The organism is Lactivibrio alcoholicus (assembly GCF_055390895.1).
In genome coordinates, this window is sequence record NZ_AP042471.1 from 1,870,132 (window position 1) to 1,894,400 (window position 24,269).

The window sequence follows — 24,269 nt, forward strand, 5'->3', positions numbered from 1 at the left end:
GAACGAGAACGCGCCGATTGCGGCGCGAACGGCATATCGGGCTGGCCCCTTCGGGGCCGGCTTTTTTTGTGCTCGTATTGACACATGAAACGAATCAGATTATAGTGAATATCATTAAATATACGCAAAATAGACGCATGGATGGTGAGAATCGTGAAGGTCGGAATCGTCGGTCCGTCGAATCTCCTCCGAAAGATCCTCTCGGTCGTCCACGATCTGGACGATGCGTCCTTCGTTCCCCTCGAATACGTCCTGCCCCACGAGGCGAGCGGCCTCGTGGCCGAGCACCAGAATTTCCTCGACGCGATATTCTTCTGCGGTTCCATTCCGTACTGTCTCTGTCTCGACTCCGTCCCGCGCACGATTCCGTGGTCCTACCTGCCGCTGCGGACGACGGGATTGCTCGTCGCGCTCCTCAACGCGCGGGAGCATCTCAGGGGACGCGTCCGCATGAGCGTGGACACGCTGAGCGAAAACGAGGTCCGCGAGGGGCTGGAAGACTGTTCCCTCGATATTGGCGATATTTACACGTATTCATGTAACTTCGCGCATATCGACATTGACGACATCGCGAGCTTCCATACGCGGCTGCTCGCCGAAAAGAAGGTCGATATCTGTCTCACGTGCGTCGAGGCGGTCCACATCGCGCTTTTGCGCCGGAACCTGCCGGCATACCGCGTATCGCCGGGGAGGCAGACGATCCGGAACGCCGTCGAGCGCCTGATTCTCGAGGTTCGCGGGCAGAGCAACGCGCATCTCCTGAGCGTCGTGGGCGTCTTTCGTCCGGAGAGCGTCTTCGCGGGCAGGCGACAGTACGAAGAGGCGATGCTGAAGCTCAACGCATGTCTCATGGAGTACGCGAAGAAGCGCGGCATCCTCGCGATTCCGAGGGATTCCCTGAGCTTCCAGACGATCGAGACGATGGGGCAATTCCTCATCGGGACGTCGAATATGACGGATGCGACGTCCCTCGCGGCGCTGAGGTCCGAATGCGGATTTCCAGTGACGGCGGGCTTCGGTGTCGGACCGAGCCTGCGGATCGCGGAGGAGTACGCGGTCGAGGCGGCGGATATGGCGCGCGGCCGTGAGGGCATCTGTTACCTGTTCGACGGAAAGAAGGGACGCATCGTCGGAGCGCCGGCGGAGTCCTCGCTTCCGTTCCTTTACTATGACCCGGAGATGGCCGCGCTTGCGGAGCGTCTCGGCGTTACGCTGCCGACGCTCTGCCGCTATCTTCAGGGGCTGATGTGCTTCGACGACGAGTTCACGGCGTCCGAGTACGCGAAGGTCGTCGGCATCCAGGCGAAGAGTTCGCGGAAGGTCATGAACGCCCTGGTCAGGGAGTGCCTCGTGAGCGAATGCGGCCTGCTTTCGCACGCGGGGAGGGGGCGCCCGCAGCGCCTCTACAGGGCGGCGGGAAAGGTTGGAGAGATTCGTTCCCGCAGCAGGATTCCATGGGGGGGAGATATGGAAGAGCGAAGCAGGGTGTAGCGCGCGTTTTCCTTTTTTTGACGGTTTTTTGTTTGGATCGAGGAGGGATCGGACGTATGAAGGGAAGAAAGAGTTGTTTGCTTTTCGCGCTCGCGTGCGTTCTCGCGCTGTCCGCGGCGGTCGTTTCCGCCGGAAGGCCCGCGTCCGCGGCGGAATACGCGTGGAGCTTCGCGCAGCCGTGGACCCGACCGCTGACCGACGCGGCGTTCACGAAGTTCTGCGACCGCGTGAAGGAATATTCGGGCGGCCGGATCGAAATCAAGTTTTTCCCGAGCGGACAGCTCGGCACGCACGACGAGAGCTTCCACGCGATGCAGGAAGGCAGTCTCGAAATCGGCGTCTTCTCGCCCTATCCGACGCTGATCCCCGGCGGCTGCGTTCCGAACATGACCTGGATCATCGTGAACTGGGACGAGATGCGCCTGGCCTATCGCCAGCCGGACGGCATCCTCTACCGCGTGATGAAGGACGCCTTCGACGAGGTCGAGGGACACTTGCTCTTCGCCTGCTCCCAGGGCGCCTACGGACTGGGCAACAACAAGCGCCCGATCCGGACGACCGATGATTTCGCCAACATGAAACTCCGCGTGTCCGCGTCGACGGGCGGCGTGAAGACGCTCGCGAACATGGGCAAAGGCAAGGGGCTCACGCTCGAAACGATCCCGTGGGGAGAACTCTACAACGCGCTTTCGAGGGGCGTCGTAGACGGCTGCTGGACGATGTGGGCCTCACTCGTCGAGGAGCGGCACTGCGAAGTGCTCAAGCACTTCTCCGATCTCAATTTCATCTGGGACGGCACTTACGTCGTCATGAACAAGGAACTCTGGGAGAAACTCCCCGACGATCTCAAGCAGGCCGTCACGAAGGCTTCGCTCGAGACGGAAAAGGAGCTTCTCGACATCCAGCAGAAGGCGGAGCAGACGTTCATCGCGAAGCTCAAGGAACGCAAGGACTTTACGATCACGTGGCTGACCCCCGAGGAGCGCGACGCCCTCCGGGCCGCGTCGGACATGGGGCCGATGTGGCAGGAGCTCTGCGGCAAGTGGCTCGAGAAACGCTATCCGGGGCAGAACATGGTGAAGGTGATCCCGGAGGAGCTCGAGAAGATCCACAAGGAAGTTCTCGCGAAGGGTGCGAAGAAGTAGCGCGGTTTTACGGGACGCCGGGGCGCGATCTTCTCGCCCCGGTCGCACCTTTCGGAAAGGAGGGGTTCGGGTGACGTTTATTTCCCTGTGTCTCAGGGGAATCGAGAAGATCGAAAACGCCCTGTGCTACATCGGTCTTCTCGGAATCACGTTTCTGACGACGGCCCTCGTCGTCAACCGCTATCTGATCCATTACGAGGTCATGTGGCTCGGGGATTTCACGCAGTACGTATTCGTTTTCATGGCGCTCTGCGCGATCGCGTTCACGACGCGCGACGACGCGCACACGTCGGTGGACATCCTGAGTCAGCTGCTCTTCGCCGGCAGGCCGCGGGCGATGCGCGCCTACAAGGTTTTCATTTATATCCTGACGCTCGTGACGTTCGGATACTTCCACGGCCCAATGCTGCAGTTCGCGGTCCGGGCGATGAAGTATCCCTCGTACGGGACGATGGTCCCGTGGTTCAATACGTCGTGGCTGATCGTGACGTGCTACGTCATGCTCGTTCTCTGCATTCTGCATACGGCGGTGAGCCTCGCGAGGCAGTTCGGATTCCCCGCGTCGGAGTCCGGCGCCGCGAAGGAGGTCGAGTGAGATGGGCGGAGCGACCGTAGCGCTCGTGACGCTCTTCGTCGGCATGGCGGTCGGTATGCCGCTCTGTTGGCTCTTCATCGGAAGTTCCGTCGCGGGGCTGCTCGCGACCGGGTCGCCGGTGACGTTTCTTGCCGGGACGTTCTTTCACGCCGTCGACAACTACGTCCTGACGGCCGTCGCGTTCTTCATCTTCGCGGGAAGCCTGCTTTCGGAGGCCGGGCTCGCCGACAGGATCGTGCGGTTTTCCTACGCACTCGTCGGACGCCTGCGCGGCGGCATGGAGGCTGTCGGGATCGTCGCGACGCTCTTCCTCGGCGCGCTCACGGGATCCTCGATCCCGTGCATCTCGGCGCTGATACCGCTGCTCGTGCCCCGGCTCGAGCGGTACGGGTACGAGAAGCGGTACACGGCCGCTGTCCTGTGTTCGTGCTGCTTCCTCGGGTACCTGATCCCGCCGAGCGTCCCGGCGCTGCTGTACTGTCTCATCGCGCAGCAATCGGTATCCGCGATGTTCCTCGCGACCGTGATTCCGGGGCTCCTGATCGCCGGGGGCTATGCGATCCTGAACTACATCATCTGTCCGAAATACGTGAACCCGGAGCTTATCCGGGAGGCACCTCCGACACCCGCGACGTTCGGCGAATCGATGCGGGAACTCCGGAGCGCCACGTGGGTGGCGCTTCCGGCCCTCGGGTGTCCCGCACTGATCATGGTCGGAATCTACGGCGGCATCTGCACGCCCAACGAAGCAGGGGCGATCGCGGCCGTCTACTGCCTGATCGTCGGATTTTTCGTCTACAGGGAGCTCACGATCGAGGGGACGCGCCGGGCGCTGTACAGCTCCGTGCTGTCGATCGGTGTCGTCATCGTTCTGATCGCCACCGGGACGGTCTTCGGGCGCTACCTCATCAAAATCGGCGTCGCCCAGATGGTCGCGAACTACGCGATGAGCCTGTTCCACACGAAAGCGATGATTTTGCTCTCGATGAACGTCGTGTTGCTGGTTCTCGGGATGTTCATCGACGGAACGCCGATCCTCGTGCTCGCGGTTCCGCTGTTCCTGCCGCTCATGCAACAGCTTGGCGTCAATCTCGTGCATCTCGGATCCATCGTCATCCTGAACATCGGGCTCGGCGTCATCACGCCTCCGTTCGCGATGTCGCTGTTCGTGGGGACGCGTCTCTCAGGGTGCTCGTACATGGAACTCGCGACGATCGTCCTCAAATTCTTCGTCTTCGTCGGCATTCCGGTACTTCTGCTGACGACCTATGTCCCCGCACTGTCCTGCTGGCTTCCCTCGTTCGTCCTCGGGTCGGAAGTTGTCGGAAGCTGGTAGGAACGCGATATATCGCCGCACGGGAATGCGTGCGGTCAAGGAGAGCGAAAGTATGAAAATGGACTTGGCGTTACGGAACGGATTCCTTTTCGACGGGACGGGAAACCCGGCTGTGAGAACCGATATCGGCGTCCGGGACGGACGCATCGCGCGCGTCGGCCGGATCGGAGAGGGCGAAGCCGTGCGGACCGTCGACGCGTCGGGACTGGCGATATGTCCCGGCTTCATCGATATTCACAACCACGTGGACAACGGCGTCCTCGCGTACCCTTCGGTGGACAGCTACGTCATGCAGGGCGTCACGACGTCGGTGACGGGCAACTGCGGCGCGTCCATGGCCCCGCTCGACGACCGGACGATCGACCTGTCGCGCCGGTATCTCGCGCCGTTCGTGCCGCCTTCGGAAGCGATCGACTGGCGCTGGCGGACGAACGCCGAATACATGGAGGCCATCGCACTGAACGGAACGGCGCAGAACCTCGCGTTCTTCGTCGGCCAAGGGACGATCCGGATCGCCGTGAAGGGCTTCTCGCCGTCCGCAGCGACCCCGGACGAGATGGACCGGATGCGCGAGCTGCTCCGAAACGCGCTCGACGACGGATGCTTCGGCCTGTCGAGCGGACTGATCTACCCGCCCGGAAGCTTCACGGGAGAGCGCGAACTCCTCGAACTCGCGGGGGAACTCGCGCCTCGCGGCGCGATCTACGCGACGCATCTCCGCAACGAGGGAAACTATCTCGCCGAATCCGTCGCGGAGGCCCTCGAAATCGGCCGCCGGTGGAACGTCCCGGTGCAGCTCTCGCATCACAAGGCCGTCGGGCGTCCGAACTGGGGCAAGGTCCGCCACACGCTCCGGCTGATGGAAGAGGCACGAGCGCAGGGCGTCGACGTCTGTTGCGACGCCTATCCGTACACGGCCGCCTCGACGACCGTGACGTCGCTCCTGCCCCCGTTCGCGCACGAGGGCGGCGTGGCCGAAACGGTCCGGCGGCTTCGGAACGCGGAGGACCGCCTCCGGATGGCCGACGAAATCCGCCGGAAGGGGTGCCAGTGGGAGAACTGGATCGCGGGCGCGGGGCTCGAAAACATCTTCGTGAGCGGGTGCGCCGTGCGTCCGGACGTCGAGGGGAAACACCTGAAGGAAATCGTCGACACGCTCTATCCCGGCCGCGAGGGGTTCGACGGGCTCTTCGACTTCCTCGCGGACATCGAGTGCCTCGCGACGATGATCGTGTTCGCGATCGACGAGGAGGACGTGAAGACGGTCCTCGCGCACCCGCTTTCGTGCGTCGCCTCCGATTCGTGGGCGTCGACGCCGTCGGCCGGAGGCAAGCCGCACCCCAGGGGGTACGGGACCTTCCCGCGCTTCCTGCGCCGCTACGTCCTCGACGGCAGGCTCATGACGCTTCAGGAGGGCGTCCGGAAGATCACGTCGATGCCGGCGTCGCGCCTTGGCCTTCCCGACCGCGGCCTGCTGCGCGAGGGCTTCCGGGCCGACATCACGGTCTTCGATCCCGAAAGAATCCGCGACACGGCGACCTTCACCGATCCGCACCACTTCCCCGAAGGGATCCCGACCGTCGTCGTGAACGGCGTCGTGGTCGTGGACGACGGGCGGCTCACCGACAAACGGCCGGGGATGATCCTGCGGCGGGCGTAGGTCCGGGCAGAACTGAAGACTGAAGGGACCGGGGCTATCTTTCGCCCGGTCCCTTTCTTTTTTTCTCCGCTGCGGGAATGCCTCTGCCGTCGCGCCCGCTTCCGACCGCTCATCTCCCGTATTGCGGGGTCTGACTTTTCCGAATATCATGAGTTGCGGGGGAAACATTCATCCCGACAAGGAGTGATTCGGATGAACCTGAAAGGGAATCTGCCGAAACGAACGGCCTTCATGCTGGTCCTTTCCGTCCTCTTTCTGGGCGCAGGGTGCAGCGGGCTCGGCGGAAACGCGACCTTCTCGATGCAGGAGGCCGCGTCGTATGCGAAGACGCTGCTCGCGACCTATTCGTCGCCGTCCGTATCCGTCGCGCTCGTCGAAAACGGGGTTGTGCAGTGGGCCCAGGCGTTCGGCGAGATCGACAAAAGGTCCGGACGCGCTCCGACGCCCGAGACGATGTTCGGCATCGGATCGACGAGCAAGATGATCGCGACGACGGCCGCGATGATCCTCGTCGACCGCGGACTCGTCTCCCTCGACCTGCCCTTCGCGACCTACGTGAACGATTTTTCGATGCAGTCGCCGGAGGCCGCGGACATCACGGTGCGGATGCTGCTGAACCATTCGTCGGGTTTCCCGGGAACCGAGTATCGGGGCTCCGTCCTGACGGCGCGCAATCCGGGGTACGTCGACAGCGTCCTCGAAACGCTCGCGGGGAGTCACCTCAAGCACGCGCCCGGCGACATGAACATCTACTGCAACGACGGCTTCACGCTCGTCGACAGACTCGTCTCGTCGGTGACGGGGACGGATTACGCGACGTTCGTCCACGACGAGATCTTCGCGCCGCTCGGGATGACGCACAGCCGCTTCCCGACCGGCCCCTTCCCGGCCGGAAGCTACGCGCCGCAATTCAACGCCGACGGGTCGCCGAAACCGCAGGAGTACAACAACACCTTCGCGAGCGGCGGGCTCTATTCGACGCCGTCGGACCTCTGCCGGCTGCTCGCGATGTTCGCGAACGGCGGCGAACTCGACGGCGTTCGGGTCCTCTCGGAGGCGTCCGTGCAGGCGATGGGTGTCGACCAGACGATCGGCAAATTCAAGATGTGCGTTTCGAAGGGCGTCCGGTACGGCCTCGGATGGGACACGATCATTCAGCCCGCCGTCGAACTCGCGGGGCGGACGGCGTGGTCGAAGAACGGCGAGACGGGCGTCTACGGCTCCTGCGTCCTGGTGATCCCGGACCTCAGGCTCGGCGTCGCCGTCACGGGCGTCTCGGGGATCAAGTCCAACCAGGCGACGGCGCTCGCGGAGCATGTGATCCTCGCGGCGCTCGTCGAACGCGGCCTTCTCGCGTCGATGCCCGACGTCCTGCCGGAGACGCCGAAGGAGCGGGCGCAGGCCCCGGACCTTTCGGAATACCTCCCCGGATTCTACACGTCGACCGGAGGGCTCCTGCGGATGGAGCAGGACGCCCAGGGAAATCTCTCCATCTTCCTGCGGTCCGGAGGGGACTGGACGCCCTACCTCGAAGGGCTTTCCTACCGGGTGAACGGGTACTTCTCGTCCGACGGCGACCCGAACACGGAGTTCGCCTTCGCCGAAGGGCGCGGAATGCGGTACGCGATGAACCGCGCCGCGGGCGCCTCGCGACTCTACCAGGACGAAACCCCGATGGTCCAGAAGATCGGGCCCGGAACGCCCCTGAGCGCGGCGTGGACGAGCCGCCTGTCGCGAACGTGGCTCCTCGTCAACATGCCGCCCATCTTCTACACGCTCGGCGCGACCTGGTATCCGTGCCTCGCGCTCGAGGCGCTCCCCGAACTGCCGGGGCTGGTCTTCGCGAAGCCGCAGTCGAAGGAGACGTACTATCTCGTCCGGCCCGAAAGCGATACGTTCGCCGCAATGGGCATCACGATTCCCGCGGGGGGTGGCCGCGACCAGAACGAACTCGTCGTCACGGACGTCGGCGGCGAGGAGTGGATGCGCTTCGGGAGCTACCGCTTCCGGCCGCTCGAAACCGTTCCGGTCCTGTCGGCGGATGTCGCGCGCGACATCGAAATCGGGGCGGCGGGCGACGGCGAATGGCTCCGGCTCGACCCGGGCGTTTCGGGCGCGACGCTGACGGTCGCTCCGGAAGGGGACGCCTTCCGCTGGATGCTCTTCGACGCCTCGTTCACGTGCGTCGCGGACAGCGACGCTCGGGGGACGGAGCCCCTGCCCGGCGCGCCGCTGGGAGGATATCTCCACCTGATGGGCGACGCGGGGGCGCGCTTCAGGGTGACACTCGCGGCGGCGGAAAAATAGCGGAACCGGGAAGAAATATGACCGATTCGGGCTTTCGGCCCCTTGCGTTTCAAAACTACCAGTAGTATAACTACTGGTAGTTTTTGTTTCGAGACGTTGTGACGGAGAGGAGGGAGGATCGTGACGGACCGGGTTCAGGAGCTGTTCGGGGCGGAGGACGTGAAGGCGCTGCGCCTGTGCCTCGGCTGCACGCAGGAAGAGTTCGCGAAGATCGTCGGCGTGACCGTCGCGGCGCTGAGCCGCTGGGAGACGGGGCGGGCCGTGCCTCGCGGACGCAACGCGACGCTGTTCGGGTTCCTGCGCGACCGGATGGACGCGGGGGCGGACCCGGAGACGCTCAAACGCCTTCTGCTGATCGGCGGGGCTCTTGCGTCCGGCGGCGATTCGCCCGTCGTCCTGATGATGACCGGACGATTGACGAAGGAGGATCTGATGCGGGAACTCACGAATCTGTTCGCGAAAGAGGGGGCGAAACGATGACGGTATTGTCGGCACAGCGCTTTGACAATTCGAGGGACGGTGGATGTCCCACGCTGGAAGTCAGGGAAACATCGCGAAAGGGTCGGAAGATGCCCGAACCCCGCCCGGTTCCGCTGAAGGAGACGTCCGTGACGGGGAACGTCCAGGGGCCGCTCGCGTCGCTTGTCCTGAATCAGCTCTTCGATTGCTCATTCCTGAAAGAGGGAACGGCCGTCGAGGCGGTCTACCGTTTTCCGCTGCCCGGCGACGCGATCGTCCGGGGCGTGACCGTGACGTTCGGAGAGGTGTGCATCGCCACGCGACTCGCGGAGCGCGCCGAGGCCGAGGCGGAATACGACGACGCGGTCGAGACGGGGCGTCGGGCCGCACTCGTCACGCGCGAGGGCGACGACGCCTTCACGCTTCGGATTGCGGGAATCACGCGGGACGCCCCGGTCCGCGTGGAAACGACGTTCCTTCTCTGGCTCAGGCCGATTTCAGGCGGATGGTCGCTCAGGTTGCCGCTGACGCTCGCGCCGCGATATGTCCGAAGCGACGAGGAACGGACGGCCGGGGCGAACACGCAGCCGTTCGAATCCCGCTGGGACCCCGAGCACAGGGTTCGCCTGTCGATCGTCTGCCGGGGCGTCGCGGAAGCGTCGTGTCAGACGAACTCGATCCGGACGGAGAACGAAAACGGGGCGCTGCGCGTGACATTCGCCGAGGATGCGGTCTGGCCGGATCAGGATCTCGTTCTGGAGTTGCGTTCGGCGTCGCTCGACGCTGAAGCGCCCGTGGGGCTCGACGTCTTTGCGACCTCGGACGATGGCGGCGGCGCGTTTCTCGCACTCGCCTCGCCCGCAGACGCGCCGGACGCATCGGAAGAGGCGGGCGCGCCGCGGGAGATTCTGCTCCTCGTGGACCACTCGGGTTCGATGTCCGGACCCAAGTGGGAGGCGGCGGACTGGGCCGTGAAAATCCTGCTCTCGCGTCTCGGCGACGACGACGCGTTCAATCTGGGGTTCTTTCACGACACGTGCCGGTGGATGGCGCGAACTCCCGTGAAGGCGACGGAGAAGAACCGGCTCCGGGCGGAACGCTTCATATCTGTCTGTACCGATTCCGGCGGAACCGAACTCGGGGTCGCGCTCGAACAGGCACTGTCGCAGTCGCGAATGGAAGGCCGCGCCGCGAGGCACGTCGTCGTCGTCACCGATGCGCAGGTTTCCGATCACGACCGGATCGCGGCTCTGCTCGAACGCGAGGCTGCGCTCGCAGACTTCCGACGCGTCAGCGTCGTCTGCATCGACGCGGCTCCCAACGAACCGCTCGCGTCGGCGATGGCCGAAACCGGACGCGGCGTCGCGTGCTTCCTCACGTCGAACCCCGACGAGGTCGACATCGCGACGGCTCTCGACGAGCTCTTCCTCGAATTCTCGCGGCCGCTCGCGCTCGGGCTCCGTCTCGAAAGCGACGCGGATCTCGCGGAGGCGACCGGACGATACGAGTGCCGCAACGGATCGCTCGATCTCGGCGACCTTCCGGCCGGCCGGCCCAGGTGGATTTGCGGCCGGTTCCGGCGACGGGAGCGGACGGGCGGCCCCGTCGCGTTCCGCCTGAAGGACGACGCAGGGAAGACGCTCGCCTCCGCGTCGGTCGATCCGGAAACGACCTGCGGAGAGTGGGCCGACGCGATCCGCGGACTGTACGGAACGCTGCGCGTCCGGCGACTCGAGTCGATCGCCGCGTCGCGGCCCCGCGGGAACACTCGGGAGATCCTCGAGCGCATGGGGCTCGCGTCGACGGTCCGCGAGGCGCTCTATCCCGAAAACGAACGGCTTGCAACGGCCGACATCGCGGAGCTTCTGGTCCGCGAATCGCTCGCGGCCGGAGTTCCGTGCTCGAAGACGGCCTTCGTCGCCGTCCGCGAGGAGGCCGGGGTGAAGGTCTCGGAGGGCTTCGTGGTCCCGAACGCGCTCCCTCGCGGATGGGACGCGGAATTCGCGGTCCCGATGCCCTGCATGATGTCTTCGGAGCCGTGTCCGCCCGATTCCGCGGGAGCTCCGACGCAGGACGTCGTCATGTTCTCGATCGACAGGTCGGCAACGGTGACTCCCCGGGCGGGCGCGGATTCCTCTCCGCGCGGAAAGCGCGGCGTTTCCGGATTTCTCTCGCGGATCGGATTCGCCGGGAGGAAGCGCTCCGGGGAAGATTCCTTCACGGAGAGCTCGGTCGAAAGCGAAGAAGCCGCATTGGCCGGAGAACGCGTCCTGTTCGACGGCTCCGTCGACGCCGGAAAGGGAGTTTTGGCGCTCTTCGAGGGCGTCGCCGGCGAGGGACTCCTCGCCGGAACCGCATCGCTCCGGGTCCTTGCGGTCGAAGGAGGGATCGACGGCGACGGAGGCGCCGAGATCCGGATCCTCGTGAACGGGAGTGTCGCCGCGAAGGTCCGTCTCTCGGACCTTCTCCGCCTCGGGGGCCGCAGGCCGCTCAACATCCGCCTCCGCGCCGGAGACCGCGTCCGGATCGAACTCACGCGCGGCGGCGCGTCCGGTGCGGGAAGTCTCAGGCTCTCCGCGGGATAGAAAATTCATCGTCAGACGAATTTTGGGGCTATACTTGAACGCACGGGCGCCGGATGTCCGGCGCCCGTCATCGCGGAAAGAGGGATTGACGCGCAATGGACGAAGAACGCGACGAACGCGACGTGATCGATCCGGAAGTCGTCGACGACGGCGACGGTCCCCGGAGCGGATACGAAAAATACGGCCGCCATTTCAGCGAGGGCGGCTTTTGGGAGAAGGCCGCGAAGGTCGCGCTGCGCGCCGGGGCCGGACTCATCGAAAAGGCGCTGACGCTCTACTACGTCCTGCGCGACGGAGCCACACCCCTCTGGGCGAAGGCCGCGATCACGGGCGTTCTCGGCTACTTCGTCCTGCCGATCGACATGATCCCCGACTTTATCCCCGTCGCCGGCTTCACGGACGACCTCGGCGCGATCGGCGCGGCGTTCCTGATCGTCGCGGCGTACGTCAGGGAAGAACACAGGGAAAAAGCGCGGCTCAGGATGAAGGAATGGTTCCGGTAACGTCCGGGGCGCTTTTCACCCGGCGAAAGCGTGATACGATATGTGCCTGTGAAGCCGTATCGGCGTCATCATGCGATCTTCCCGAAAGGATGTGTCCGTGTTGAAGAAAATAGCGGCGCTGGCGCTCATATGTCTCTGCCTCCTTGCGGGAGGCCCGGCGGCTGAAGCCGTCGGCATCGCGATCACCGCTCCGTCGGCGGGGAACCGCATTCTTGCTCCGACGCGCGACTTCTACGTGATCGTCTCGCTCGACCGGGAGGGGAAAAATCCCGAGGAGGAGCCGTTCAACGTCCGTTTCGAACTCTACCGTAACGGGAACCCGACCGCGATACGCTCCATCACGAGTTCCGTCGACGGCAACGGCCTGTCGCCGGCGGGTGCGATCGAGACGGATTACGCGAACGGGTGGACGCCCGGGACGTCGGCGGACATCCTCGCCGCGCCGCTTCCGGACCTCGTGTTCAATCCGGCGCAGCCCGTTTCGAAGTATCATCCGGAGCGGAAGGCCGTCGTGACGTCGCACTACGCGGCGGCGCTCATCCAAGGCGGCTGCACGAAGAATTTCGACAGCGACTACGCGGCTTCATACGTCCAGGACATCGAGGAGGGCAACTACACGCTCACCGTCACCGCAGTCGGCGGCGGGGGCCTCCCGCTCGACACGGAAAGCGTCCCGCTCGCGTTCGGCTCCGTGCCGGACAAGATCCTCTCCCGCTTCAGCCCCGCGGACCACATGGCAAAGGTCACGGCCTTCGCGGCCGCGAACAACTCGCACGTCTACACGGACCTCTTCCCCGGATACTGGGACGCGAAGACGCTCCCCCACGGAACGGCCCCCTCGACGCTCTTCTACGAGATCGTCCGCCGCTGGCGTCCCAACGACGCGCTCGAGTACATGAACGGAACGGTGCGCGGTGTCGTCTACAACGTCAACGCGACGAGCGCGACGCAGGCCGTGGAAATCGGCGCCCTCGCGAACGCCCTGAGGCTCGGGGCCGGTTCGATGCTCTGGTACCACTACGATATCGGCGATCCGGCCGTGAAATACAACCCCGGCAACGGGAGCGTCGCCACGAAGCAGGGAAGCATCGTCGCGTTCGCTTCCGGCGACAGGCTCGTTCTCACGCGCGCGGAAATCCGCGGCGACGGCGTGACCGAAGTGTCGCCCGCCGACTACGTCTGCTCGCCGGACCTCGCGGACAAGCAGGTCGACTGGAACGTGGCCGACGGAGTCGCCGTGAAGCCGAAACAGCTCCTGAGCCTCTTCGGAGCGGTGATGCCGATCCAGCCCGATCCGGAGGACGTCGTCGCGAACGAAGACGGAACCTATACGGTGAACAACAGAATCGCCACGGTGCGTTATTCTCTCCTGGACGGCGCGACGGAAGTTCTCTCGTTCGACGCGAAGCGCGTGGAACTGACGCGATACGGCGTCAACAGCAACCGGGCGTCGATCTACGAATTCCGACACGACATTCCGGTCCCGGCGAGCTTCGACCACGCCCTGACCGTCAACGTCTCGGCCTTCGACAGCTACGGAGTCGAAGTCGAGGGAACGAGCGAGGCCTTCGTATTGCGTCTCGACACATCGGGCCGGGGAAGCGGCGGCGGTGGCGGATGCTCGGCGGGCTTCGCGCCGCTTTCCCTGTTCCTCCTTCTTCCGCTTCTCATCGTCGAATGTGACCGAAGAAAGCGCGGGGAAAGGTAAGAGAAAGCGTCATCCGGGCTGTCTCCCGAAACGGAACAGCCCGTTTTTTTCGTTCAGTCACACCCTGGCGTTTTGGAGGGAAAACCTGATCTCATGAACCCGTTCGATATGCGGACCGTCGTCATCACCAGTGCGGCGATCATCTTCGTCTGTTCGCTCCTGCTCCTGATGCTCTGGAAGCAGAATCGTGGAAGGTTTTCCGGAATAGGAATCTGGAGCGCGGGATTCGCGGCTATCGCCGCAGGACTCTCTCTTCTGGCCCTGCGCGGGGTCATCCCGTACGTCGTTTCGGTCTTCCTCGCGAACGTCGTCATCATGTCCGGTGTCCTCCTGACGATAATAGGGACGGACCACTTCCTCGGACGGACGGGCCGTCGCGTTCACGACATCCTCCTCCTCGGGCTCTTTTCCGCGCTGTTCGCCCGGTATGTCTTCGTCCACGACAGCTTGCAGGCGAGAACGGCTCTCATCTCGATCCTGATGACCGTCTACTGTGCCCAGATCGCCTGGACTCTGCTCGCCCGGGTCGGGCCGGACGTCCGCCGCTGGACCTTCCTGACGGGACTGGTCTATGCGGCGTACACCCTGATCAACGTCATCCGGTTGCTGCGGATCTTTTCGGGCGGGGATGGGACGTGGGTCGATTTCTTCAAGGCAAACGGTTTCGAGACGATTATTGTCTTCTCCTATCAGCTCCTGTCGATCCTTCTGACATACAGTCTCACGCTCATGGTCACCCGAAGGTTGCTGCTCGACGTCCGCGCGCAGGAGGAGAAGTTCTCCACCGCATTCCGGATCGCTCCGTATATGCTGACCCTCACTCGTCTTTCCGACGGATTGATCTACGAAGTCAACGACGGATTCGTAAGGACCACCGGCTACTCCTATGAGGATGCGGTCGGACGGACCTATCCGGAACTGGGGCTCTGGGCGAACGGACCGGACAGGGCGTCGCTGGTCGAGGCGCTCCGGGAGACGGGAAGCGTGCGTGAACGGGAGTACCCGTTCAGGACGCGATCAGGAGAGATCTTTCTGGGGATGGTCTCGGCCGATGTCATCTCGGTCGGCGGAGAACGGTGCATCCTGGCAAGCATCAGCAACGTCACGGAGCGGCGGCGCATGGAGGACGCGCTTCGCGAGAGCGAGGAGAAGTTCCGCAACCTGGCGGAAAACTCGAGCGACGCGATCTGGCGGACGGACACGGCGCTCCGGTTCACCTACATCAGTCCCGCCGACGAACGGATGCGCGGCTTCCGGCGGGACGAAGTCATCGGAACCACCGTATGGAGCGCGCTCACGCCCGATGGGGCCGAACGCGTTCGGCGAGCGATCTCCGAGCTTCGCAGCGCCGAGCGTAACGGGGTTCCCGTCGGCACCGTCAGGTTCGAACTCGAGCAGAAGCGCAAGGATGGCAGCGCGCTCTGGACCGAAATCAACGTCGTCCCCCACCGCGACAGGGACGGAAAGCTCCTCGGCTTCCACGGTGTGACCAGGGACATCTCCGAGCGCAAACGCGCCGCGGAGCGCATCGAACACATGGCGAGCCACGACACGCTGACCGACCTGCCCAACCGGATGCTCGTCTCCGACAGGCTCGAGCGGGCGCTCGCCCTCTCGAAGCGGAACGGAACGCGCCTTGCGCTCATGTTCGTCGATCTCGACCGCTTCAAACCCGTCAACGACACCTACGGACACGCCGTCGGCGACGTGCTGCTCCGCGAGGCCGCGACACGGCTGCGCTCCTCGATCCGGGCGTCCGACACGGTCGGGCGCATCGGCGGCGACGAATTCGTCGTCCTGCTGCCGATCATCGAAACGGAAGACGACGCGCTCGTCGTCGCCGGCAAACTCCGTGCGGCTCTCGAAAAACCGTTCGAGATCGAAGGCCTTAGGATCGGCGTCTCGTGCAGCATCGGCATCGCGATCGCGCCGGACGACGGATGCAACGAGATCGAACTCGCGAAGAACGCGGATATGGCGATGTACGCCGCGAAGCAACCCGGCGGCAACGCAGTGTGGCTCTACCGGCGGCAGGCCGATTCCGGTTTCGTCGCCGAAGAGACCCTGCCCCGGGGAGCCGGCGAGTAGCGTGCTGCGACGGAAGCCCCGGGAGGGGAAACGGAAATAGCCCCGGCAGGCGCGAAAGAGAGGGAAATCGATGTCCTTTTCCGCGTACGCGTGGAAGCTCTACCGGGAATCGCCGGAAGGGAAAGCGGCGATAGCGAGGACTGTCGACGGGCATGTCGCGTCCATTCCGGCGGTTCGAGACGCCCCAGCGTTCCGGTATGACCTTTTCCTGCTGCCCGACGACGAAAGCGCGGAGCCGTACGGCGCCGATGTGACTGTTGACCTTCGCCGCGAGATCCGGGGGCTTTTTTCCAGAGGGTTCATCCGGTCGCATGAAGAGGCGGAAGACCTGTTCCGCGAGATTGTCGAGGATGGCCTCGAATGGGAGAAAGACGTCGGGGAAAAGCGCTACACGGCGCAGTATGGCGGCGGGGCCGCGGATCCGGAAGGATTTACCGACGTCTACACGAGCATCGAAGGTCTGAGCGCCGGACTTCACGAATGCTTCCCCGAATTCTTCTTTCCGTACCTCTTCGCCCGACGGTGCGACGCCCTCGGGGATCTCTGCGACAGGTACGACATTCCGTTTCCGGATATTCCCGGAAAATTGCGGAAGCGCGAACGGGCCCTGTTTTACGTCGCGGTCAACAGGGAGATGCAACGGTTCCGCGAGAGGAACGGGCTCTCCCCGTCTGAGATGAACGCCTTCCTGTATGACTTCGCACCGAAAGACTCGACCCTCGGCCGTACGGAAGATCTTCCGGCGCCGTCGGCGGTATGGTTCGTCATGGGTGGAACCGGAGGAAACGGGGATTTCAGATATCTCGATACGGCCGATGATTCGTCGGTATCGTACTGGCAGGGGAATATCGAAGCGCGTCGGGGAGATATCGTCCTCATGTGGTGCGTCTCGCCGAGAAGTTCTCTCCATTCCGTCTGGCGCGTTCTCGACGACGGCTTCAACGACCCGTACTTCTATTACTATTCCATGATCCGTATCGGAAGACCGGTCAGGATTCCTCCGATATCGTTTTCCGAGCTGTCCCGCAACAGCGTCTTCTCGGGGAAATCCGCCGTTCGGTCGCGGTTCCAGGGGTGCAGCGGCACGGCCTTCAGCGCGGAAGAGTATCGGGAAATCCTCCGGCTTGCGTCCGCAAAGGGATTCGACATCGCGACGCTGCCGGAACCTCCGGAGGATCTTCACCTTCCCGACGTCTCGCTTTCGTGCGAGCGCGACGTCGAGACGCATCTCGTCGAGCCTCTTCTGCGACGGCTCGGTTTTTCCGAAGCGGACTGGCGGTATCAGCCGCGCATCCGGATGGGACGGGGAGAGCGAAACGTCCCCGATTACGTATTGGGCGCGGATGAAACACCGGGTGAGGAAGCAGGAGTTGCGCTCCTCGAGTCGAAGTTCGATATTTCAACGGCGAAAGAACGGAGGGAAGCGTTCGTTCAGGCGAAATCCTACGCCCTGAGATTGCAGGCCGACACGGTGGTTCTCGCCGCGAGGCAGGGCGTATGGGTTTTCAAAAGGGACCGGCGGTCGTTCGACGAGAGCCTGTACGCCTTTAGGAACTGGAAGGAGATAGCGCGCCCCGAGATCGTCGCGGAGCTTGCATCCGTATTCGGGAAGCACGCGATCGACGCCGCCCTGAAGCAAAGAGCGAAACGCAGGTAGGATGCGCGGGACCGAAGGGATCGGGAAACGGACAGAACGCCTCGGAAACGGCGTCCGGATGTTCTCTCATTGCGAAGAAAAGCCGACGTCGCCCAAGAAAGGACGGCGTTACTCCTGCTACGCATGGCAGCCGAGCTGAATGCGGAGAAGACTCAGCGATACCGGTCCTGAATCCCGAGGTGCTCGCGAAGGGAGCGCTGGAGCAGGGCGGAGAAGTTGACGTGAGCGGCTTCGGCTGCGCGGTTGAGCCACGCGGGAATCGTCAGGGTCTTTTTGACGGCTTTCGTCTCCATGTCCTCGCGAACGAGCGGCATGATTGCGGTGACGAGGATGGTCCGCTGATCCGGTTCGGTCGGAATCTCCGACAGCCGCGAGGGATTCGGGACAGGCGTTTCGGACTGTTCCATGCCGTAGATATGCAATTCGAGCGCCTCGGTCGCCATCGCGACGGCTTCTCCGTCGGAGTGCGCCTGGCTGACGCATCCGGGCAGGTCCGGAAATGTGATTCCGATGCGTCCGTCGCGGGTATAATGCAACAGGGCCGGAAAGTCATAGCGGTCTTTCAGCATGTTGGGGCCTCCATGTGATGTTGGTCATTTTTTCAGGCATCATCGACGAGAGGGGTGTCGGGATATTACGCGAACCTGATTCCGGATTGTCTTTCGATGCTTTTCAGCACTTCGATGTCGAGGTCTTTCATGGGATCCGGCACGGTCACGAGTCCGCGTTTTGTCGGGTGTCGGAATTGCTTGTGTCGCTCTCTGCTCCAGACGAGCGTCCATCCGTCTTTTTCGAGAATCCTGATGATCTCTCTGGAGCTGTAGCTCTTCACGCAAGAACCCCCTCATCCGATAAGCAAAGCATACCACGTATGAATCATACGTGTCTATCGTCGATATTTTTCTGAGACGAGAATTTTCTCGGCTACGACACAAAGGAGGTATCTCACATGCGAAAGTCTCTGTTTCTCCCGGTTCTCGCCGCGGTGCTGCTGGTCTCCGCCGGACAGGCGTGCGCGTCTACAAGCGCGACTCCACGGTGACGTACCGGACGATCACGGTCAACCGGGCCGGGTTCTTCGTGCGCGACGCGCGCTGGAGCGGCGACAAGATCGCCGTGTACGTGAGCTGCCCCAATGACAAGGACGGCAAGATCTTCCTGTACCACTCGTTCGTGGGGTACAAGGTCATCAACTGAGCGGCCCGGTTCCTCACTGGCCGGTTCCGAAAGGGCCTGAATTGGCGGTTGTCAACCGGCTGGTTTCCGCGTACCCTTTTCCGTGAACGGACGTTCGCCGTTCGCGGGAGGAGTCGGCATGTTGCTGGTCAGGCTTGACGAGAAATCGAAAGAACCCGTCTTCCGGCAGATCATGGACGGCATCCGGGGCAGGATCTCCGAAGGGGGCCTCGTCCCCGGCGACGCGCTGCCCTCGACGCGCGCGCTCGCCGAAGCGCTCGGAATCCACCGCTCGACGGTCGCGACCGCCTATCAGGAGCTGTGGTCGCTCGGGTTTCTCGACCTGCGTCCCGGCGCCGTCCCGCGCGTCCGCAGCCGCGTGGCCGTCGCGCCGGAGCGCCGCGGTGGCGATCCCTCTCTCATCGACTGGGAATCGCTCGCGACCCCGTTCTCGTCTGAGGCGCGGAATTTTCACGAGCGCTTCCGGCTCGAAGTCCTCTCCCGTCAGGACGAGAGCGTCGTGAACTTCCGCCGCCTCGAGGTCGACAAGCGTCTCTTCCCTCTCGACAACTTCCGGACCTGCCTGAACCGGGTCCTGCGCGAACAGTCCGGCGTTCTCCTCGGATACGGAGACGCGGCGGGGTACGCGCCACTTCGCGCGACGATCGCCTCCCGCCTGAGGATGCACGGCATCCGCGTCACGGAGCGGGAGATCCTGCTGACGAACGGCTCGCAGCACGCGATCGGCCTCGTTCTGCAGATGCTGTCGCGTCCCGGCGCCTCGATCGCGATCGAAGCGCCAACCTACGGAGAGTTCCTGCCGCTCATCGGAATGCACGGCCTCCGGCCGGTCGAGATCCCCTTCCGCTCCGACGGCATGGACCTCGACGTCCTCGAACGCGTCCTCGCCGATGAAAGGCCGACGCTCGTCTACACGATGCCGAACTTCCAGAACCCGACAGGCGTGACGACGTCGCAGGCGCACCGCGAACGCCTGCTCGAACTGTGCTCGCGCCATCGCGTGCCGCTGCTCGAGGACGGCTTCGAGGAGGAGATGAAGTACTTCGGCAAAGTGTCGCTGCCGATCAAGTCGATGGATACGAACGGGGTCGTGATCTACAGCGGAACGTTTTCGAAGGTGCTCTTTCCCGGCGTCCGGATCGGGTGGGTCGCGGCGCCCGCCGAAGTCGTCGAGCGCCTCTCGGCGCTGCTGCGCTTCGGCGAGCTGAGCACCGGGGCGATCCTTCAGGCCGCGCTCAACGATTTTTGCGAACGCGGCTACTACGACCGCCACATCAGCCATATGCACCGCGTGTTCCGAAAGCGTATGCAGACGATGCTCCGGAGCCTGCGGAAGCATATCTCGCCGGAACAGGCGACGTGGACCGAGCCCGCCGGAGGGTATCTCGTGTGGATGACGCTCGCGCGGGCGCGCGCGTCGCGGGAGGAGATCGAGGAGGCGTTCCGCGCGTCCGGAGTCGCGGTCGTTCCGGGGAGATACTTTTTCGGCTCGGAACGTCCGGCCGTGAATATCCGCCTGTCGATCGCGACGCTCGACGAGCGGCAGATCGAAGAGGGCGTCCGGCGCATCGCGAAGGCGTTTGCGGGGATCTATTCGGACCGGTGAAGACCGGAGGGGGAAACGGAACATGGAGTACACGATCGAAAGGATGGAAGGGAAGCACGCGAAGGGGATTCTGGACGTCTTCAACCACTACGTGGAGCATTCGTTCGCGGCGTATCCCGAACGACCGCTGCCCGCGGAAGCCGCCGGGCTCATCATGAAGAAGGCGGAAGGGTATCCGGCCTACGTCGCTCTCGACGAGGGGGGAGCGGTCGCCGGGTTCGGCTTCCTGCACGCGCATCAGCCGCTGCCGACGTTCCGCCGGACGGCCGAGATCACGTATTTCCTCCGCCCCGACGCGTGCGGCCGCGGGATCGGCTCGGAAATACTCGAGCTTCTCCTTCGCGACGGCCGGGAACAGGGGATCAATGTGATCCTCGCGAGCATTTCGGGAAAGAACGGGGGAAGCATCGCGTTCCACAGGCGTCACGGATTCGTCGAGTGCGGACGCTTCCGGGACGTCGGAGCCAAGCGCGGCGAGACGTTCGACGTCGTGTGGATGCAGAGGACGCTCGGGTGAGCAAGCGCGGACAGGAAGTGTTCCGTTCTTTCTGATAGGCTCTCTATCAGAGGTGAAGGCCGTGCGGGAAGGTTCCAGGGAAGCGTACGAAAAACGGGTGCTTGTTGCGCAGACGTACATCTGGCGGCATCTGGACGAGCCGTTGCGTCTCGATGCACTTGCGCGGGAGGTCGCGTTCTCTCCGTTCCACTTCCACCGCCTGTTCGCGGGTCTGGTGGGGGAGTCGATCGGGGAGTACGTCCGGCGCCTGCGCCTGGAACGGGGAGCGCTGGAGCTGCGCTACGGCCGCAAGCCATTGCCCCTCGTCGCCCACGAAGCCGGATACGAGACGCAGGAAGCCTTCACGAAGGCGTTCCGCGCCCGTTTCGGCGTTCCCCCGGGAGTCTACCGTCAAGAAGCCCAATCCTCCCGCGACCCCATGCCGGGGTCGCGATCCTGCCCCAAAGCACAGGGAGGAATCTCGATGAAAGAGGTAACGATCAGGACCTTCGAACCCATCGATGTCGCATTCATCCGTCACACGGGACCGTACTCGGAGTGCGGCGCAGCCTGGGAAAAACTCTGCGGCTTCCCCGGACTGCAGAAGACCTTTGGTCCCGACACGCAGTTCATCGGAATCTGCTACGACGATCCGGACGTCACCGAAGCGAGCAAACTTCGCCTCGACGTCTGCGTCTCCGTCCCGGCGGGGTTCGTTCCGGACGACGGGCTTTCCACGCAACGCATCGCGGGCGGCGACTACGGTGTGTACGTCCACACGGGGCCGTATTCGGGGCTTCACGATGCCTACCGCCGCATCTATGGAGAATGGCTTCCGGAAAGCGGCCGCGAGGTGCAGTACGCCCCGAGCCTCGAGGTCTACCTCGACGACTGCTCGAAGACGCCCCCCGAAAAGCTCCGCACCGAGATCCGCGTCCCGCTCAAGTAGCTTTTCCTCCGACAGGTCGAAAGCGGTTCGGCTCCCCGATACGCGCGGGGGCCGAACCGCTTTCGGGAAAGAAGACGCACCTCAGGGCGGGAGCTATGCCCTCTGCGCGAGGAAGTCCGCGGCGAAGCGGCTCATCGCGGCGACGCCCGTCGCGAAGGCCGACTCGTCGGGGTCGAACTCGGGCGAGTGCAGTGGGTGGAAGGGCGCGCCCGGACGCTGCACGCCGAGCCGGAAGAAGACTCCCGGAACGTGTTCGAGGTAGAACGCGAAGTCCTCGCCGCCCATCGACGGGGTCGGAAGGACGGCGACCCTGTCCGCGCCGAGCAGGTCGCGCGCGCTTTCGGCGAAGAGGGCGACGAGCCGCGAATCCGGGATCAGGGGCGGCACGCCGCGCCGCACCGTGACGGAAACGCCCGCCCGCATCCCGTCGGCCGTGCTCTTCGCGAAGCGCTCGACGGCCGCGGCCATCGTATCGCGTGTCTCGGGCGACAGCGTCCGAATCGTGCCTTCGATCACAACCTTCTCGGGGATGATGTTTCCCGCGTGTCCGCCCGCGATCTTGCCGAACGTGAGGACGGCCGCGTCGAGCGGCGCGATCTCGCGCGCCACGACGGCTTGGACGTTCACGAGGAACTGCCCGGCCGTCACGATCGGATCGACGCACTGGTGGGGGTGCGCCGCGTGCCCCTGCTTCCCCTCGAACTCGACGGTCACGCTGTCCGCAGCCGCCGTCAGCGCCCCGTCGCGGATTCCGACCGTCCCCGCGGGAAGATGGGGCCACACGTGAAGCGCCGCGATCGCGTCCGCCTTCGGGTTTTCGAGGACGCCGCCCGCGATCATGCTCCCCGCGCCGCCGAGCCGTTCCTCGGCGGGCTGGAAAACGAGCCTGACGGCCCCGTCGAATTCGCCGCGCGCATCGTGAAGCACCTTCGCGACGCCCAGAAGAATCGCGGTGTGAACGTCGTGCCCGCACATATGCGCCGCGCCCGGGCGTTCGGACGAGAAGGGCAGCCCCGTCCTCTCGTCGCCGGGGAGCGCGTCCATATCCGCGCGAAGCGCGATCGTCCGGCCGGGGCCTCGCCCCCGGATCAGGCCCGTCACGCCCGTATCGCCGACGCGGCGGACGTCGTCGGCGCCCGTTTTCTCCAGAATCCCCGCGACGTAATCGGCCGTATCGTACTCCTGTCCGCTCAGCTCCGGATTTCTGTGAAGATGTCTGCGCCATTCGATGACATCGGCTTCGATGTTCCTTGCGAGCGTCTGGAAATCCACGATATACCAGCCTCCCTGCACAAAGTCGCGAATCCTTCGGAAAGATCGCCTGTTTCCGAGCCGTCAGACGGCGGAACTCCCCGTTTGCGTTTCCTGTATATACCACAAATCCGGCCTCGTGCTACACTCGGGAAAATTTTGGGGCGACCCTGATTCCATACGGGAGGGATACGATGAAAATCACCGTCTACCAGGTCGACGCGTTCACGACCGAACTGTTCTCCGGCAACCCCGCGGGCGTGGTCCCGAACGCCGACGGAATGACCGACAGGCAGATGCAACAGCTCGCGCGGGAACTGAACAACTCGGAAACCGCGTTCATCTTTAACCGGCAGGAAGACGGCGCGGACATCGAAGTGCGCTTCTTCACGCCGACGAGGGAAGTCCCGATCTGCGGCCACGCGACGATCTCGGCGCATTACGTCTACGCGAAGGAGCACGGCCTGACGGACTGCGTCATCCGCCAGAAGACCAAGGCCGGCGTGTTGCCCGTCGAAATCGTCGAACGGGACGGCGACCTCTTCGTGACGATGACGCAGGCGGGGATCGTCTTCGGCGACATGATCCGGGACGAGCGCCTCGCCCGGCTTCTCGAAGGACTCGGGCTCGCGGAGGCCGACCTGGAGGAGAAGCTGCCGGTGCAGATCGTCTCGACGGGGCACTCGAAGGTCATGGTCCCGATCCGCTCGAAAGACCGCCTAGACGCGCTCGCTCCCGACGCCGGGATCCTGTCCGCGCTGAGCCGGGACATCGACTGCAACGGCTACTACGTCTTCACCTTCGACTCCCGCGAGGAAGGCGTCCTGACGAGCGGACGGATGTTCGCGCCCGCGATCGGCATCGCGGAAGACCCCGTCACCGGCAACGCGAACGGCCCGCTCGGCGCGTACCTGACGTTCTACGGAAAACTCCCCCCGCGCGAAGAGGGCTTCGCGTTCACGATCAAACAGGGCGAGGCGATCGGGCGGAAGGGATATATGCAGGTCATCGTCCGCAGCTTCGGCGGCGACCCCGTGATCGTGAAGGTCGGGGGACGTGCGAGGATCGTCTTCAAGACGGAGATTGAGCTGTAACGATTCATAGCGGGGCAATTCCGGCGTCCTGATTCGGAGTGACGGAAGCGCTGTCCGGCAAAAAATAACGAAATAGGGACTTGACACAATAGCTTTGCTTGTAGTAGTTTAATAAACATTAATTTATTGCCGTTCGGCGTTA

General features: G+C 64.0%; 20 protein-coding genes. 17 read left to right on the forward strand and 3 right to left on the reverse strand.

Features of this window, described 5'->3' with window-relative positions; genetic code table 11:
• Positions 1-153: 153 nt before the first annotated feature.
• The 12 genes from ACZ5IU_RS08690 to ACZ5IU_RS08745 all read left to right on the forward strand — a co-directional run bounded on the left by ACZ5IU_RS08690 (position 154) and on the right by ACZ5IU_RS08745 (position 17,534).
• Positions 154-1,491, forward strand: coding sequence for a hypothetical protein (locus ACZ5IU_RS08690; protein WP_464416326.1), 1,338 nt, complete (start codon positions 154-156; stop codon positions 1,489-1,491).
• 56 nt (positions 1,492-1,547) lie between these two features.
• Entirely contained in the window at positions 1,548-2,636 is a 1,089-nt protein-coding gene (locus ACZ5IU_RS08695) for a TRAP transporter substrate-binding protein (protein WP_464416328.1), read from the forward strand.
• Between the two features lie 70 nt (positions 2,637-2,706).
• A complete protein-coding gene (locus tag ACZ5IU_RS08700; RefSeq protein ID WP_464416330.1) occupies positions 2,707-3,231 on the forward strand; it encodes a TRAP transporter small permease in 525 nt (174 codons plus the stop codon).
• A 1-nt stretch (position 3,232) separates the two neighbouring features.
• Positions 3,233-4,567, forward strand: a complete 1,335-nt coding sequence (locus tag ACZ5IU_RS08705) for a TRAP transporter large permease (RefSeq protein WP_464416332.1) — start codon at positions 3,233-3,235, stop codon at positions 4,565-4,567.
• A gap of 52 nt (positions 4,568-4,619) precedes the next feature.
• The gene (locus ACZ5IU_RS08710; RefSeq protein WP_464416334.1) at positions 4,620-6,227 is read left to right on the forward strand and encodes an N-acyl-D-amino-acid deacylase family protein; all 1,608 of its coding nucleotides are present in this window, start codon (positions 4,620-4,622) and stop codon (positions 6,225-6,227) included.
• Between the two features lie 192 nt (positions 6,228-6,419).
• Entirely contained in the window at positions 6,420-8,534 is a 2,115-nt protein-coding gene (locus tag ACZ5IU_RS08715; protein ID WP_464416336.1) for a serine hydrolase domain-containing protein, read from the forward strand.
• A 120-nt stretch (positions 8,535-8,654) separates the two neighbouring features.
• A complete protein-coding gene (locus tag ACZ5IU_RS08720) occupies positions 8,655-9,014 on the forward strand; it encodes a helix-turn-helix domain-containing protein (protein WP_464416338.1) in 360 nt (119 codons plus the stop codon).
• Positions 9,011-11,578, forward strand: a complete 2,568-nt coding sequence (locus tag ACZ5IU_RS08725) for a VIT domain-containing protein (RefSeq protein ID WP_464416340.1) — start codon at positions 9,011-9,013, stop codon at positions 11,576-11,578. The genes ACZ5IU_RS08720 and ACZ5IU_RS08725 overlap by 4 nt, the downstream gene beginning before the upstream one ends.
• 95 nt (positions 11,579-11,673) lie before the next feature.
• The gene (locus ACZ5IU_RS08730; RefSeq protein ID WP_464416342.1) at positions 11,674-12,081 is read left to right on the forward strand and encodes a YkvA family protein; all 408 of its coding nucleotides are present in this window, start codon (positions 11,674-11,676) and stop codon (positions 12,079-12,081) included.
• Positions 12,082-12,181: 100 nt separating this feature from the next.
• Positions 12,182-13,789, forward strand: a complete 1,608-nt coding sequence (locus tag ACZ5IU_RS08735; RefSeq protein WP_464416344.1) for a Synerg-CTERM sorting domain-containing protein — start codon at positions 12,182-12,184, stop codon at positions 13,787-13,789.
• A gap of 93 nt (positions 13,790-13,882) precedes the next feature.
• Positions 13,883-15,877 (forward strand): diguanylate cyclase domain-containing protein, encoded by a 1,995-nt coding sequence (locus ACZ5IU_RS08740; protein ID WP_464416346.1) that lies wholly within the window; start codon positions 13,883-13,885, stop codon positions 15,875-15,877.
• Positions 15,878-15,947: 70 nt separating this feature from the next.
• Positions 15,948-17,534, forward strand: coding sequence for a hypothetical protein (locus tag ACZ5IU_RS08745; protein WP_464416348.1), 1,587 nt, complete (start codon positions 15,948-15,950; stop codon positions 17,532-17,534).
• A gap of 152 nt (positions 17,535-17,686) precedes the next feature.
• Here the strand turns inward: ACZ5IU_RS08745 and ACZ5IU_RS08750 are convergent, their stop codons facing one another.
• Both ACZ5IU_RS08750 and ACZ5IU_RS08755 read right to left on the reverse strand, forming a co-directional pair.
• Complete coding sequence (locus ACZ5IU_RS08750) at positions 17,687-18,103, reverse strand: type II toxin-antitoxin system HicB family antitoxin (RefSeq protein WP_464416350.1); 417 nt, start codon at positions 18,101-18,103, stop codon at positions 17,687-17,689.
• A gap of 65 nt (positions 18,104-18,168) precedes the next feature.
• The gene (locus ACZ5IU_RS08755) at positions 18,169-18,366 is read right to left on the reverse strand and encodes a type II toxin-antitoxin system HicA family toxin (RefSeq protein ID WP_464416352.1); all 198 of its coding nucleotides are present in this window, start codon (positions 18,364-18,366) and stop codon (positions 18,169-18,171) included.
• 179 nt (positions 18,367-18,545) lie between these two features.
• On the opposite strand from ACZ5IU_RS08755, the gene ACZ5IU_RS08760 reads away from it, so the two are divergent.
• The 4 genes from ACZ5IU_RS08760 to ACZ5IU_RS08775 all read left to right on the forward strand — a co-directional run bounded on the left by ACZ5IU_RS08760 (position 18,546) and on the right by ACZ5IU_RS08775 (position 21,782).
• Complete coding sequence (locus tag ACZ5IU_RS08760) at positions 18,546-18,731, forward strand: hypothetical protein (protein WP_464416354.1); 186 nt, start codon at positions 18,546-18,548, stop codon at positions 18,729-18,731.
• Positions 18,732-18,849: 118 nt separating this feature from the next.
• Complete coding sequence (gene pdxR, locus ACZ5IU_RS08765) at positions 18,850-20,337, forward strand: MocR-like pyridoxine biosynthesis transcription factor PdxR (RefSeq protein ID WP_464416356.1); 1,488 nt, start codon at positions 18,850-18,852, stop codon at positions 20,335-20,337.
• A gap of 22 nt (positions 20,338-20,359) precedes the next feature.
• Positions 20,360-20,854, forward strand: a complete 495-nt coding sequence (locus ACZ5IU_RS08770; RefSeq protein ID WP_464416358.1) for an N-acetyltransferase family protein — start codon at positions 20,360-20,362, stop codon at positions 20,852-20,854.
• 61 nt (positions 20,855-20,915) lie between these two features.
• Positions 20,916-21,782 carry an AraC family transcriptional regulator gene (locus tag ACZ5IU_RS08775; protein ID WP_464416360.1) on the forward strand — a complete coding sequence of 289 codons (867 nt, stop codon included), beginning with the start codon at positions 20,916-20,918 and terminating at the stop codon, positions 21,780-21,782.
• A gap of 93 nt (positions 21,783-21,875) precedes the next feature.
• On the opposite strand, the gene ACZ5IU_RS08780 is transcribed toward ACZ5IU_RS08775, so the two are convergent.
• Positions 21,876-23,054, reverse strand: a complete 1,179-nt coding sequence (locus ACZ5IU_RS08780; protein ID WP_464416362.1) for a M20 metallopeptidase family protein — start codon at positions 23,052-23,054, stop codon at positions 21,876-21,878.
• A 173-nt stretch (positions 23,055-23,227) separates the two neighbouring features.
• On the opposite strand from ACZ5IU_RS08780, the gene ACZ5IU_RS08785 reads away from it, so the two are divergent.
• A complete protein-coding gene (locus tag ACZ5IU_RS08785) occupies positions 23,228-24,127 on the forward strand; it encodes a PhzF family isomerase (protein WP_464416364.1) in 900 nt (299 codons plus the stop codon).
• Positions 24,128-24,269: the final 142 nt, after the last annotated feature.